Genomic DNA, 12,935 nt, shown 5'->3' on the forward strand with positions numbered 1-12,935 from the left:
CGAAGCCAGTCTCCATGCCCCAGATCGCAAGCAGGACGCCCGGCGGCACGCCGTAAGTCTGTTCGATCCTGTCGAACATCGCCGCGTTCTGCTTCTTCAACGCACGGCCCTTGGAAATAATCGCGGCCCCGCCACGACGCTGCATGAACGCTTCCACCGAGCCGCTGAAAGCCTTGTGGATCGCGCGGTCGGCAGCGATCGTCCTTGTCGCGTAAGTCGCGCCGGCCAACGCGGACAGACCCCTCTGGCCCACGCCCTCGGCTTGTGCTTCCGCGGCAAATTGCTGTTTCCATGCGTCGAAGCCGGCGCCGTTCTTGCCGCAGCTGGCCGCGGCCTGCGCGCCTGTCGCCAGCCCGAAAGCCGCCACAACGGCGGCCATGAAAATCCTTCCCTTGGCAAAAAATGCCATATCGTTCTCCTGGTTGCCTGAATCACGTCCCGGCTGCAAATCTGCCAGTGAAGCGCCCGGTTGTCACCGCCCGCGCGGGCTGCGCGGCGCTTGAAGCTGGCGAATGCCGGGGAATTTGCCCACGATCAAGCATAAATTATGGCGCAAGGATTTATTGTGGCGTGTCTTGAGGGAAGACGTCGATATTGTGATCATTGGCGCAGGCTCGCCTATGCGGCTGCCCATCCCGGCTGTTCCGAAGCGCGCGCCACACTGATGCAGGCGGTAGCGGAGAAGATCTTCTTCGCCGGCGAGCATGTCGCCGGACCGCTCACCCAGGCTTTGTTACGGCGCGACATTGTCAGGCGAAAGCGTGGCCAGGCGGGGCGTCGCCCTGCTCGCGACGAAATAGAAACGGAACGACGGCCGGCGACGGGCGTTTGGGCGTTGCCCAACTTCGTTGACCTTTTTCCCGCGGTTCGATGACCGATGAAGCTGTTCGACTGCCCTCATTGCAGCCACCGTCTCTATTTCGAGAACGCGCAATGCCTGAACTGTTCAAGCCTGGTGCTTTACGATCCGGAGCGGGCGTGTTTCGTGCTTTCCGGCGGCGACGCCGTTCCATGCGGAAATGCCGACGAGTGCGCCTGCAACTGGCGGGCCGAGCCGGGCAGGATTTTCTGCCGCGCTTGCGCGCTCAACCAATTGATCCCCGACCTTTCGGTGGAGGGCAACCGCCGGCGCTGGATCCGCGTCGAGGCGGCCAAGAAACGCGCCGTCTATTCGCTGCTTGCCTTCGGCTTGCCGGTCGCGCCCAAGGCCGGACCGCAGGACGAGGCCGGGCTCGCTTTCGACTTCCTCGCCGATCCGATCGGCGGCGGACCAGGCGGCGAGCGCATCCTGACCGGCCACGACAACGGCAGGATCACCCTCAACGTCGCCGAGGCCGATTCCGCCGAGCGCGAGCGGCGGCGCGTCGAAATGGGCGAGAACTACCGCACCTTGCTCGGTCACTTCCGCCACGAGCTCGGCCATTATTACTGGGACCGGCTGATCCGCGACGATCCCGAGCGACTTTCGAGCTTTCGCGCTCTGTTCGGCGACGAGCGGGTTGACTACGAGCAAGCGCTGAAGGCCCACTACGCCAAGGGCGCGCCGCCGGACTGGGAGCAGCGCCACATCTCGGCCTATGCGGCGTCCCACCCCTGGGAAGACTGGGCCGAGACCTGGGCGCACCACCTGCACATCACGGACACGCTGGAGATGGTGCATGCGCTGAATTTTCCGCTCGGCCGGCTGGAGACAGTGGAAGCCAACGACCTGCCGCCTGGCGATACAGGGGGAGATCCGCTGCGGGAGCCCGCCGAACCCGATCCGGCGCCGGAACCGTTCGAAAGGATCCTCGCCCGCTGGCTGGTGCTGTCGGAGGCCTCCAATTCGATCAACCGCTGCATGGGTCTGCCCGACCTTTATCCCTTCGTCATTTCGGAGGTGACGGCGCAAAAACTGGCCTTCGTTCACCAGCTTTTGACCGACTTGCCCAAAACAAATGGAACAATTCGTGAGCAGGCGACGGCACTTTAGCCGGAACGCATAAGGTTCTGGTTCGTTTTCGAGCCCGAGGGAGCGTTGAGAACGGAGAGAAATCATGAAAAGTCTATTGTTTCCGGCACTTGCCGGTGCGCTGCTTGCCATGTCGGGCGCGGCGCTTGCCGACACGCCCGTCTCGGCAGTGACGGATCTGAACGTCCGCGCCGGCCCCGGCCCGCAATATCCCGTTATCGGCGTGCTGGCTGCCGGCCAGTCGGCGACGCTCAGAGGCTGCATCGAAGGCAGCAAATGGTGCACCATCGCCGAAGCCGGCGGCAAAGGTTGGGTCTATTCCGACTATGTGACTGCCGAATTCGGCGGCAGCCGTGTTGTGGTGACACGCCGGCCGGCCGATGCCGGCATTGCCGTCGTGGCTCCGCCGACCGATGATATCTACACCACTGACACCTACACCGGCGCCATCGTTTCCGGCGACGACGCCATCGAGCCGATCGCCAGGCCGCCGGCCGAGGTCGGCACCTATGTCACCACGCACCGGGTCGAACCGGTCTATCTCGAGGGCGAAGTGGTGACCGGCGCGGTGCTGCCCGACACGGTCGAGCTGCGCGAGATCCCGGATTACAACTACCGCTATGTCTATGTGAACAACCAGCCGGCGCTGGTTGATCCGGGCACGCGGCGCATCGTCTATGTGATGCGCTGATCCAGGGTATTCGAAAGGCGGCCGCCGGGAAACGGGCGGCCGGCTTTCGAAGAATGTCAAGGTTGGGTCAGGCTACCTGCAGCTGCTCGACAGCCGCCGATTTCGACCTGCAGCCTCGATTTCAGGGTTCACTCCGCTCGTTGCTCCGTCTTGGCACGAGGAAGCGGGGTGGCTCCGTCAAACGCTTCACGCCCTTGGATGCGCCCGGTCGTAAATGTCGAGCAGCCTTGCCGTGTCGACGCCGGTATAGATCTGGGTGGTCGACAGGCTGGCATGGCCGAGCAGTTCCTGGATGGTGCGCAGGTCGCCGCCACGGCCGAGCAGATGAGTGGCGAAGGAATGGCGCAAGGCATGCGGCGTCGCGGTTTCCGGCAGGTTGAGGGCCGAGCGCAGCTTCGCCATCTCGCGCTGGACGATGGCCGGATTGAGCGGGCCGCCGCGAGCGCCGCGGAACAGCAGCTCTTTCGGATCGATGTGGAAGGGACACAGCCGCCGGTATTCGGCGACCGCCCTGAGCGCCACCGGCAGCACCGGCACCAGCCTTGTCTTGCCGCCCTTGCCGGTGATGCGCAGCACCGTGTCGGCCTCGGTGGCGAGATCGGCCCCGGTCAGGCCCAGCGCTTCCGAGATGCGCAGCCCGGAGCCGTAGAGCAGCGTCAGCACGGCGGCGTTGCGGGCGGCGATCCAGGGTTCTTCCGCCAGTTGGCCCTCGACAGTCACGACCTGCTTGGCATCGCTCGCCGTCAGTGGTTTCGGTAGCGATTTCGGCTGGCGCGGCGCGCGCAGGGCGGCCGCACCCGCCGCGTTGACGAGGCCGCGCTTTTCGAGAAACCGCAGCAGCGAACGGATGCCGGCCAGGCCGCGGCCGAGCGTGCGGGCGCCGGCGCCGCCGTTGCGGCGCGCGGCGAGGAAGCCGCGCAGGTCGGCCGGCTGCAGGTCGGCGATATCGGAGATGCCGGGCGGGCCGCCGCAATGCCCGGTCAGGAAATGCAGGAACTGGCGCGTGTCGCGCTCATAGGCTTCGACCGTTTCGGGCGACAGCCGGCGCTCGCGCGCCAGCATCTTGAGCCAGCTCTCGCGCGCCGCCTGGAGGTCGGGTTTTGCCGGGATGAGGAATTCCTGCATGCGGGCATTTTCGGGCAGTCAGGTTAGGAAGCGGTGAAGAGCCGATCATTGAAATGGCGGCTTCAGAGGGTTAGAGCAGGGCAAAGGAAGTGATGCCGATGTCGAAGCTCGAGAACCCTGTACAGATGGCCGTGATCGGCGCCGCGCACGGCATCAAGGGCGAGTTGCGGGTGAAAACTTTCACCGGCGATCCGCTGGCGCTCGCCGACTACGGGCCGCTGCATGCCAAGGATGGCCGAGCCTTCCAGATCCTCGACATCCGGCCGGCCGGCACGGTCGTGGTGGTGCGCTTCAAGGGCGTCAGCGACCGCAACACGGCCGAGGCGCTTGCCGGCACGGAGCTGTTCGTCGACCGTTCGGTGCTGCCGGACGACGGCGAGGAGGACGAGTTCTACCATGCCGACCTCATCGGCCTTGAGGTGAGGGACGATACCGGCGTCATCGGCAGGGTCGTCGCCGTGCATAATTTCGGCGGCGGCGACATACTCGACGTCACGCTCGCGGGCCGCAAGGGCGTGCTGATCCCGTTCACGCAAGCCGCGGTGCCGCATGTGTCGATCGCCGACGGCTTCGTTCAAGTCGATCCCCTGGCGGCGGGGCTGGTCGAGGACGAGGATAGCGAAGCCGCCGGGCGGCCCGGTTTCGACCCGAAGGGCCGGCCGCGCGGACCGAAGGACGCCGGGGGCAACCGGTGAGCTTTGCCGCCTCGGTGCTGACGCTCTATCCGGAGATGTTTCCGGGTGCGCTTGGGCTTTCGCTCGCCGGCCGGGCGCTGGAAGCCGGCACCTGGTCGCTGGAAGCGATCCAGATCCGCGATTTCGCCACTGACCGGCATCGCACCGTCGACGATACGCCGGCCGGCGGCGGCGCCGGCATGGTGATGCGCGCCGACGTGCTGGCCAGGGCGATCGACCACGTTTCGCCGCAGGGCGATGAACGTCCAAGGCTGCTGATGAGCCCGCGTGGAAAGCCGCTGACGCAGGCCAGGGTGCGCGGGCTCGCCGCCGGGCCCGGTGCCGTCATCCTGTGCGGCCGCTTCGAGGGCGTCGACCAGCGGCTGATCGAGGCGCGCGGTCTGGAGGAAGTCTCGATCGGCGATTTCATCCTGTCGGGCGGCGAGCCGGCCGCACTTGTGTTGCTCGATGCGGTGGTGCGGCTGCTGCCGGGGGTGATGGGCAACGCCGTCTCGGGCGAGGAAGAAAGCTTTGAGAACGGCCTGCTCGAGCATCCGCATTACACGCGGCCGCAGGAGTTCGAGGGCAGGCAAATCCCCGAAGTGCTGACCTCCGGGAATCACAGGAAGATCGCCGCGTGGCGTCGCGCCGAGGCTGAGAAGCTGACGCGGGAGCGCCGGCCCGATCTGCTGGCCGGTGCTCAGCCCTTGGTAAAGTAATAAAAGGCCAGAAACAGGCCGACGGCGACGACGAAGCCGCGCACGACACCTTGCGGCACGCGCCTGGCGATCCACACCCCGGCATAGCCGCCCAGCGCCCCGCCGGGGATCATGACGATCGCCTGCGGCCAGGCGACGACGCCGCCCGAAACGAAAACCAGGATGGCGATTGCCGCGATGACCACCGCTAGCATGTTCTTCAACGCATTGAGCTTGTGGTAGTCGCCGGCCTGCGTCAGGCCGAGGGTGGCAAGCATCATCACGCCCATGCCGGCGCCGAAGAAGCCGCCATAGACCGAAGTCAGGAACTGCGCCAGCGACCCGGCGAGCGAGCCGACCGAGGCCTCGTGGTCCGGTCCGGCCGCCGGCTTCAGCCACGGACCGGCCGCGAACAGGGCGGTCGCGGCGATCAGCAGCCAGGGCACAAGCGCTCGGAAGGACGTGTTGGAGAGCGCCAGCAGAATGAGCGAACCGGCCAGCGCGCCAAAGCCCGATATCACGCAGAGCACAAGCGCCTGGCGCCAGAAATGCCTGATGTCGTCGAGATAGGCGAGCGTCGAGGTGATATAGCCCGGAAACTGTGTCACCGAGGACGTTGCGTTGGCAACGATCGGCGGCAGGCCGACCAGCGTCATGGCACCGAAGGTGACGAAAGTGCCGCCGCCGGCGACGGCGTTCACCGCGCCCGAGACAAAGCCCGCGAAGAAGAGCAGGACGGCATCGAAGAATGTCATCGAGGGAGGCCTGGGAAATAGCTTTCTCCGACTTAGAAAGCTTGCATGGCGCGCGCAACCCGGCACGGCGGCAATATGATGGGGCCATAGTTTTCAAAAATTAGGCGTCAAAGGCGTGACAAAGCGCCGAAATAGCTGTATGTCGCCGCCCGAACCGGAAGAACGATCTTCCGGACCCGTCAACAAATGGCGGTGTAGCCGTCCCTGTCCGATGCCCCCGATTTGAATGTCTGGGCAAAGGACATAGCCGAGCGGTCATTGGAACTGCAAGGCAAGTCGAGGACGCTCTGGCTGTCGGAAGAACAAGAAGTGGATATTTGAGATGGATCTCATCCGTCAGCTCGAGGCCGAGCAGGCCGCCAAGATCGAAGCCAAGCGCAAGCTGCCCGAATTCCAGCCTGGCGACACCGTGCGCGTCCAGGTGCGCGTCACCGAAGGCAGCCGCACCCGCGTCCAGGCCTATGAGGGCGTCGTCATCGCCCGTTCCGGCTCCGGCTTCCAGGAGAATTTCACCGTCCGCAAGATTTCCTACGGCGAAGGCGTGGAGCGCGTGTTCCCGGTCTACTCGCCGATGGTCGAAGGCGTCGAGATCGTGCGCCGTGGCAAGGTGCGCCGCGCCAAGCTCTATTACCTGCGCGACCGTCGCGGCAAGTCGGCCCGCATTTCGGAAAACACCGGCGTGCGCGCCCGCAAGCTGAACGATGAAGAGCGTGATGCGCTGAACGCCGAACGCGCCCGCATCGAGGCCGAGAAGGTCGCCGCCGCCGAGGCTCTGGCTGCGGAGAAAGCCGCGCAGGACGCCGCCGAGAAGAAGGCTGCCGAGTCCGCGTCGGCCGAATAAGGCGCTTCCGCAGATCGTTTTGGAAAGGCGGCTTCGGTCGCCTTTTTCGTTTGGCGGTAGGCAACGTCGTCATCGCAGGGCGCGGCACGGGCGCAACTCCGTCGCGGAGACCCTGGATCCCTCGCTCGTAGGGGCCGCCGCGATGCCGCCGACGAGTGCAGGGTGCTGGTCGAGCCGACAGCCAACGGCCAGGCGCTGCGGTCGAACATGAAGGATGTGCAGGCGGCGCTTGCCTGCAGCATGCGCCGGAACGCGCCGAGCTGAAAGCCCTGCATGGCACGCTGACCCGGCTGGTCGTCAGGTTGCGCGAAGCGGTTGCGGATTGCGCGGAATCAGTCCGTCGCAGGCTGGATTCGGGAAGCGTGCCGATCAGAGCATGGGAATCCGCTTTGGCGCTCATCGGTGCAGCGGATCGGCTTGCAAGGCGCTTGCGGAAAGCTAAAGTCGGCGCCGGTTTTTCTCTTGGGGCGAGCGTAGCGCCGCCAGTCACGTTCGGGAGTTCGTCATGATCAAGTCGAAACTGCTGCTGGCCGGCCTATTGGCCTGCCTTCTCGCGCCCGCTGCGGCGCTCGCCGACACGCTGCCCGATCTCGGCGGCAGAAAGGTCGTGGTGGTGACCGAAAACGCTTACCCGCCGCTGCAGTTCATCGACAAGAAGACCGGCAAGCAGATCGGCTGGGAATATGACGCGATGGATGAGATCGCCAAGCGGCTGAATTTCAAGGTTGAGTACCAGAACACCTCCTGGGACGCGATGATCCAGGCCGTTTGCGACAACCAGTACAATATCGGCATGACCGGCATCACCATCAAGGACGAGCGCAAGGCGAAGGTCGACTTCTCGGACCCTTACATGCGATCGGAACAGTTCATGCTGGTGCGCGGCGACGAGAGCCGCTTCACCGACGCCAAGAGCTTTGCCGCCTTCAAGGACGGGCTGATCGGCGCGCAAGCCGGCACGACGCCCTTCTACACCGCCGTCTACAGCGTGCTCGACGGCAATGAGCAGAACCCGCGCATAAAATTGTTCGAGACCTTCGGCGCCAGCGTGCAGGCGCTGAAGTCCGGCGATGTCGACGTGGTGCTGACCGACGGCACCGCCGGCAAGGGCTATGTCGACGCCTCCGAGGGCAAGCTGAAGCTGATCGGCGGGCCGCTCGGCAGTGAGGATTTCGGCTTCATCTTCCCCAAGGGCTCCGACCTGGTGAAGCCGGTCAACGCCGCGATCGCCGCGCTCAAGGCCGATGGCACGCTCGATGCGCTGAACAAGAAGTGGTTCCTCGACTACAAGATGGGGCAGTAGGCTCCTTTGCTGCGAATGATCGGCGACGGCGGCGGGCGGAAAACCGCGAAAGTCTCATTCCTTCCCACCCCCCTCTGTCCTACCGGACATCTCCCCCGCAAGGGGGGAGATTGGCTGTCGCCTTCGCTTTCGCAAATCGCCGACGTTGCAAGAAGAGCGCCGGCGACAAAGCTGCTGATCTTCCGTCCTGCGGGGGAGATGCCCGGCAGCGCAGAGGGGGCTGTGCCGGAACGCGACCTTCGCAACGATGCTGGCGGCACATCCTGATGACCGCCACGACGTCCACCGCCAAATCCGAATTCCCCTGGTGGCTGGCCGCAGCGGCCGTCCTGGCGCTCGCCGCGGCGCTGGCCATCGCCGCCAGCGACCTTTACGCCGAGGTCTTCGCCACCGTCGCCAAGGGCATCGGCATCACCGTCTTCGTCACCGTGGTCGGCTTCGCGCTGGCCTCGGCGCTTGGACTCGGCATCGCGCTGATGGCCTTGTCGGGGTCGCAATCGCTGCGCCAGATCGCGCGCTTCTATGTCGAGATCATCCGCGGCGTGCCGATCCTGGTGCTGCTGTTCTGGATCGCTTTTGCCGGGGCGCCGGCATTCGTCGCGGCGTGGAACGCGCTGACGGCGCCGCTGCAGAGCGCCGGCTGGATCGGCGAGCTCCTGGTGCGCGACATCTCGCTTCTGTGGCGCGCCATCATGGCGCTGACCATCGGCTATTCGGCCTTCATCTCGGAAGTGTTCCGGGCCGGCATCCTGTCGGTCGAGAAGGGTCAGATCGAGGCGGCAAAGGCGCTCGGGCTGACGCGCGTGCAGCGCTTCCGGCTGATTGTCTTTCCGCAGGCGATCCGCACCATCCTGCCGCCGCTCGGCAACGATTTCGTCGCCATGGTCAAGGACTCCTCGCTGGTCTCGGTGCTGGGCGTTGCCGACATCACGCAGATCGGCAAGGTCTATGCCGCCGGCTCGTTCCGCTTCTTCGAGACCTATTCGATCGTCGCCTATATCTATCTGATCTTGACGGTCGGCCTGTCGCTGGCGCTGCGGGCGCTCGAGAAACGGCTGCGACGGCAGCATGAGCAATAGCCCCCGGGCCAAGAGCGCGCTACGCTTCCTGGGTTAGTAACGTCCAGGAGCTGACCCATGAATTTCGACAAGCCCAATGCGGCGCTGGACTCCGTCTATTCGGCCGAGACGCCGGAGGCGCTCGCCAAGGCCTATGCCGAATGGGCGGCGACCTATGACGGCGAGACCGCCTCGCTCGGCTATCTGCTGCCCTTCCTTATCACCGCCTGGGTGGCGCGGCATGTGCCGGCGGGCGAAGGCCCGCTGCTCGACGCCGGCTGCGGCACCGGCCTGTCCGGGCCGTCATTGAAAGCGCTGGGCTATGGCGACATCTGCGGTCTCGACCTTTCAGACGACATGCTGAAGATCGCAGGCAGCCGCAATGCCTATGGCGAGCTGAAGAAGGCGATGCTCGGCGGTCCGCTGCCCTGGCCCGACAGTCATTTCCGCGCCTTCTTCTCGACCGGCGTCTTCACCATCGGCCACGCGCCGGCCGAGGGCCTGCACGAACTCGTGCGCATCACGAAGAGCGGCGGCCACGCCATCTTCACAGTGCGCGACCAGGTTTTTGAGAGCGGTGGCTTCCAGGCGGTGTTCGACGATCTCAGGCAGGCAAGGAAATGGCGGCTGGCCGAGGAAAGTCCGTGGTTTCGCTGCTATGCGATCGGCGACCCGGACGCGCTGGTGAAGACTTTCGTATTCGAGGTGCTGTGAGCGCGGCTTCCCCTTCTCCCACAAGGGGAGAAGGCAAAGCTACCGCAATTGCCGAAAAGCCAAAACGTTGATATGAGCAGCGCCATGGAAGAGCTTTTCAGCGATCCGGCCTATAAGGGTTTCGTGCTGCAGGACAGGAAGCGCCTGCCGTCGCGATTTGCCGCGCGCGTCTGCGGCGCGCTCACCAGCCGACTTAGCTGAGGCGACCGATCCGGTCGCTTCGCCGGTCAGAAGCCCCGGCGCCAGCTTTTGCCATTCTCATATCGACGGATTTACGCACATGAGCGCACCGCGCACCCTCTACGACAAGATATTCGACGACCATGTCGTCGACCGCCAGGACGACGGCACCTGCCTGCTCTATATCGACCGCCACCTCGTCCACGAGGTCACCAGCCCGCAGGCCTTCGAAGGCCTGCGCATGAGCGGCCGAGACGTTCGCCATCCTGAGAAGACGCTCGCCGTGGTCGACCACAACGTGCCGACCTCGCCCGAGCGCAAGTTCGGCATCAAGAACGAGGAAAGCCGCATCCAGGTCGAGGCGCTGGCCAAGAATGCCAAGGATTTCGGCATCGAATATTATTCGGAGAACGACGTCCGCCAGGGCATCGTCCACATCATCGGGCCGGAGCAAGGCTTCACGCTGCCCGGCATGACCATTGTCTGCGGCGACAGCCACACCTCCACGCACGGTGCGTTCGGCGCGCTGGCGCACGGCATCGGCACTTCGGAAGTCGAGCATGTGCTGGCGACGCAAACTTTGATTCAGCGCAAGGCCAAGAACATGCTGGTGCGCGTTGACGGCCAGCTTCCGGAAGGCGTCACCGCCAAGGACATCATCCTCGCCATCATCGGCGAGATCGGCACTGCCGGCGGCACCGGCTACGTCATCGAATATGCGGGCGAGGCGATCCGCTCGCTGTCGATGGAAGGTCGCATGACGATCTGCAACATGTCGATCGAAGGCGGTGCGCGCGCCGGCTTGATCGCGCCGGACGAGACCACCTTCGCCTATGTGAAGGACAAGCCGCGCGCGCCGAAGGGCGCCGCCTGGGACGCCGCGCTTGCCTACTGGAAGACGCTGCATTCCGACGAAGGTGCGCATTTCGACAAGGTGGTCGTGCTCGATGCGCAAAAACTGCCGCCGATCGTCTCCTGGGGCTCCTCGCCCGAGGATGTCGTCTCGGTGCAGGGTTTCGTGCCGAATCCGGCCGACATCGCCGACGAGAACAAGCGTTCCTCGAAGCTGCGCGCGCTCGACTATATGGGGCTGACGCCCGGAACCAAGATCACCGACATCACGCTCGACCGCGTCTTCATCGGGTCCTGCACCAATGGCCGCATCGAGGACCTGCGCGCCGCCGCCAAGGTTGTCGAGGGCAAGAAGGTCAATCCGCGCGTGAACGCCATGATCGTGCCGGGCTCCGGCCTGGTGAAGGAGCAGGCCGAAGCCGAAGGGCTCGACAAGATCTTCGTCGCCGCGGGCTTCGACTGGCGCGAGCCCGGCTGCTCGATGTGCCTGGCGATGAACGACGACCGGCTGAAGCCGCATGAGCGCTGCGCCTCGACTTCGAACCGCAATTTCGAGGGCCGGCAGGGTTTTAAGGGCCGCACCCATCTTGTCTCGCCGGCCATGGCGGCGGCGGCGGCAATCGCCGGCCATTTCGTCGATATCCGCGACTGGAAGTAACGGCCTGCCGCGGACGCGATCAAAGGCCCGGAGCGCACCGCGTTCCGGGCCTTTTGTCGCTCAGCGGTCGCCGAGCCGGATAATCTCGTGGAACTCCTCACGTCGGCCAGGCTCGTCGGCAGCGACGATCAGCGCCAGTTGCTGCTCGTCGAAAATCTTGAACCACTCGTCCCATTCGACCAGCTCGTAGCCGCCGGCGTTGGGAGGCCGCTCCGGGCGGTCGCCGTCCTCATAGGCGTTCTGGCCAAAAACCAGGCGCAGCATGGGTTGCGTGCCGGCCTCGGGCGAAATGTCGACAATGGCCGGAAATCCGGCGCGCGCCGCCGCCCAGGAACGGATCGCATCGTGCTCGGTCAGGGTGATTGTACCGGCCATCGGCGTTCTCCTGTTTTGTGTTGAGAACGCCGGTCTCCCGGAGCTGTTCCAAGCCGTCGCTTAACCGCTTGTTTGTGCTTCCCGACTAGCATCTCCCCTTGGGTAACTTGGGGAAGTCACTGTCCGTTGGACACCGGTCTGCTCATAGCGCTGCTCAATCCGACGATAGCGCTGGCGCTCGGCGCTGCGTTCCTCGTGCTGTGGTTCTACCAGCGCCATCGTCCGTATCTGGCGGTGCTGGCGGCGAGCTACTGCCTGTCGGCGTCGGGTTTCCTGCTGCAATATTTCACGCTGCCGCTCGGCATCGTGGCGACCAAGCTGATCTCCAACATATGTTTCACGATAGCCGCCTGCTGCCTTTCCGGCGCGATCATCGCCCGCTACGGCCGGCGCGTGCCTTATTTCGGCATCGGGCTCATGGCCGGCGGCGGGCTCGCCGCCTTCGCATGGTTCATGTTCGTCGAGCCGGATCTTACCTGGCGCGTGCTCAGCATGAATTTCGGCTTCGGCGGCCTGAGCCTGCTCGTCGCCGCCGAGCTCAGGACAGTGCGCAACAATGGCCCTGAGAAAATCCTGGTCGCGCTGGCCCTGCTTTCCGCGCTGAATTTCACCGCCCGTACCCTGATCGTCGTCATCGCGCATGGACCGTTCCCAAGCTATGACGGCTTCTACGGCTCGTCCTACTGGACGACGGCGCTGCTCTCGCACGCGCTTTTGTCGCTTCTGATCGCGCTCTGCCTGTTCACGGCGGCCGCCCTCGACGTGCTGAAGGCACTGAAGGCCGAGACGCACACCGACCCGTTGTCCGGTCTTCTCAACCGCCGCGGCTTCGAAGACCGGGCAGCACTGCTGCTCGATCAATGCGCCAAGGCCGGGTTTCCCGTCGCGCTGGTGCTTGCCGACCTCGATCACTTCAAGGCGCTCAATGACCAGCACGGACATGAGGCAGGCGACCGAGTGATTGCCGACTTCGCTGCCAAGCTGCGCTTTGCCACGGGCGCGCGCGGGGCTGCGGGCCGCATCGGCGGCGAAGAGTTCGCCGTGCTCCTGCCGCTCAGCG

At 65.0% G+C, this 12,935-nt stretch carries 14 protein-coding genes; 10 read left to right on the forward strand and 4 right to left on the reverse strand.

The annotated features are described in order from the left end of the window. On the reverse strand, positions 1–409 hold a 409-nt coding region (locus EOA79_RS22515; protein ID WP_206639254.1), incomplete at its 3' end, for a lytic murein transglycosylase. A 468-nt stretch (positions 410–877) separates the two neighbouring features. Here EOA79_RS22515 and EOA79_RS22525 point away from each other — a divergent pair. Beyond that, positions 878–1,972 (forward strand): putative zinc-binding metallopeptidase, encoded by a 1,095-nt coding sequence (locus tag EOA79_RS22525; protein ID WP_095825179.1) that lies wholly within the window; start codon positions 878–880, stop codon positions 1,970–1,972. A 64-nt stretch (positions 1,973–2,036) separates the two neighbouring features. Beyond that, positions 2,037–2,642 carry a DUF1236 domain-containing protein gene (locus tag EOA79_RS22530; protein WP_066991818.1) on the forward strand — a complete coding sequence of 202 codons (606 nt, stop codon included), beginning with the start codon at positions 2,037–2,039 and terminating at the stop codon, positions 2,640–2,642. Between the two features lie 186 nt (positions 2,643–2,828). On the opposite strand, the gene EOA79_RS22535 is transcribed toward EOA79_RS22530, so the two are convergent. Continuing rightward, complete coding sequence (locus EOA79_RS22535) at positions 2,829–3,767, reverse strand: tyrosine recombinase XerC (RefSeq protein ID WP_067323714.1); 939 nt, start codon at positions 3,765–3,767, stop codon at positions 2,829–2,831. Between the two features lie 98 nt (positions 3,768–3,865). On the opposite strand from EOA79_RS22535, the gene rimM reads away from it, so the two are divergent. Both rimM and trmD read left to right on the forward strand, forming a co-directional pair. Then, positions 3,866–4,462: a ribosome maturation factor RimM gene (gene rimM, locus EOA79_RS22540; RefSeq protein WP_066991935.1), complete on the forward strand. Its 597-nt coding sequence runs from the start codon at positions 3,866–3,868 to the stop codon at positions 4,460–4,462. Beyond that, positions 4,459–5,160 carry a tRNA (guanosine(37)-N1)-methyltransferase TrmD gene (gene trmD, locus EOA79_RS22545; protein ID WP_067323716.1) on the forward strand — a complete coding sequence of 234 codons (702 nt, stop codon included), beginning with the start codon at positions 4,459–4,461 and terminating at the stop codon, positions 5,158–5,160. The genes rimM and trmD overlap by 4 nt, the downstream gene beginning before the upstream one ends. On the opposite strand, the gene EOA79_RS22550 is transcribed toward trmD, so the two are convergent. After that, on the reverse strand, positions 5,142–5,894 hold the full coding sequence (locus EOA79_RS22550) for a sulfite exporter TauE/SafE family protein (protein ID WP_095825180.1): 753 nt from the start codon (positions 5,892–5,894) through the stop codon (positions 5,142–5,144). The two genes, trmD and EOA79_RS22550, sit on opposite strands and share 19 nt — an antisense overlap. Before the next feature lie 322 nt (positions 5,895–6,216). On the opposite strand from EOA79_RS22550, the gene rplS reads away from it, so the two are divergent. The 5 genes from rplS to leuC all read left to right on the forward strand — a co-directional run bounded on the left by rplS (position 6,217) and on the right by leuC (position 11,500). Beyond that, the gene (gene rplS, locus EOA79_RS22555; protein ID WP_040974610.1) at positions 6,217–6,735 is read left to right on the forward strand and encodes a 50S ribosomal protein L19; all 519 of its coding nucleotides are present in this window, start codon (positions 6,217–6,219) and stop codon (positions 6,733–6,735) included. A 505-nt stretch (positions 6,736–7,240) separates the two neighbouring features. After that, positions 7,241–8,038 carry a transporter substrate-binding domain-containing protein gene (locus tag EOA79_RS22565; RefSeq protein ID WP_128293286.1) on the forward strand — a complete coding sequence of 266 codons (798 nt, stop codon included), beginning with the start codon at positions 7,241–7,243 and terminating at the stop codon, positions 8,036–8,038. Between the two features lie 266 nt (positions 8,039–8,304). Further along, complete coding sequence (locus EOA79_RS22570; RefSeq protein ID WP_095825182.1) at positions 8,305–9,117, forward strand: amino acid ABC transporter permease; 813 nt, start codon at positions 8,305–8,307, stop codon at positions 9,115–9,117. Positions 9,118–9,174: 57 nt separating this feature from the next. Continuing rightward, positions 9,175–9,810 (forward strand): class I SAM-dependent methyltransferase, encoded by a 636-nt coding sequence (locus EOA79_RS22575; protein ID WP_095825183.1) that lies wholly within the window; start codon positions 9,175–9,177, stop codon positions 9,808–9,810. Positions 9,811–10,090: 280 nt separating this feature from the next. Further along, positions 10,091–11,500: a 3-isopropylmalate dehydratase large subunit gene (leuC, locus tag EOA79_RS22585; RefSeq protein WP_066991840.1), complete on the forward strand. Its 1,410-nt coding sequence runs from the start codon at positions 10,091–10,093 to the stop codon at positions 11,498–11,500. Positions 11,501–11,560: 60 nt separating this feature from the next. On the opposite strand, the gene EOA79_RS22590 is transcribed toward leuC, so the two are convergent. Beyond that, positions 11,561–11,875, reverse strand: a complete 315-nt coding sequence (locus tag EOA79_RS22590; protein WP_095825184.1) for a hypothetical protein — start codon at positions 11,873–11,875, stop codon at positions 11,561–11,563. 126 nt (positions 11,876–12,001) lie between these two features. On the opposite strand from EOA79_RS22590, the gene EOA79_RS22595 reads away from it, so the two are divergent. Next, the coding region (locus tag EOA79_RS22595; protein ID WP_164893916.1) for a GGDEF domain-containing protein at positions 12,002–12,935 on the forward strand (934 nt) is incomplete at its 3' end.

Origin of the sequence: Mesorhizobium sp. M1A.F.Ca.IN.020.03.2.1, from assembly GCF_004023205.1 — a bacterium.
In the GTDB taxonomy this organism is placed as follows: Bacteria; Pseudomonadota; Alphaproteobacteria; order Rhizobiales; family Rhizobiaceae; genus Mesorhizobium.

Bases quoted from the DNA above. Each gene is read 5' to 3' on its own strand.
- EOA79_RS22570 (WP_095825182.1), top strand. From the start codon at position 8,305: ATGACCGCCACGACGTCCACCGCCAAATCCGAATTCCCCTGGTGGCTG.
- EOA79_RS22590 (WP_095825184.1), bottom strand. From the start codon at position 11,875: ATGGCCGGTACAATCACCCTGACCGAGCACGATGCGATCCGTTCCTGG.
- leuC (WP_066991840.1), top strand. From the start codon at position 10,091: ATGAGCGCACCGCGCACCCTCTACGACAAGATATTCGACGACCATGTC.
- EOA79_RS22565 (WP_128293286.1), top strand. From the start codon at position 7,241: ATGATCAAGTCGAAACTGCTGCTGGCCGGCCTATTGGCCTGCCTTCTC.
- EOA79_RS22550 (WP_095825180.1), bottom strand. From the start codon at position 5,894: ATGACATTCTTCGATGCCGTCCTGCTCTTCTTCGCGGGCTTTGTCTCG.
- rplS (WP_040974610.1), top strand. From the start codon at position 6,217: ATGGATCTCATCCGTCAGCTCGAGGCCGAGCAGGCCGCCAAGATCGAA.
- EOA79_RS22535 (WP_067323714.1), bottom strand. From the start codon at position 3,767: ATGCAGGAATTCCTCATCCCGGCAAAACCCGACCTCCAGGCGGCGCGC.
- rimM (WP_066991935.1), top strand. From the start codon at position 3,866: ATGTCGAAGCTCGAGAACCCTGTACAGATGGCCGTGATCGGCGCCGCG.
- EOA79_RS22525 (WP_095825179.1), top strand. From the start codon at position 878: ATGAAGCTGTTCGACTGCCCTCATTGCAGCCACCGTCTCTATTTCGAG.
- EOA79_RS22575 (WP_095825183.1), top strand. From the start codon at position 9,175: ATGAATTTCGACAAGCCCAATGCGGCGCTGGACTCCGTCTATTCGGCC.
- EOA79_RS22530 (WP_066991818.1), top strand. From the start codon at position 2,037: ATGAAAAGTCTATTGTTTCCGGCACTTGCCGGTGCGCTGCTTGCCATG.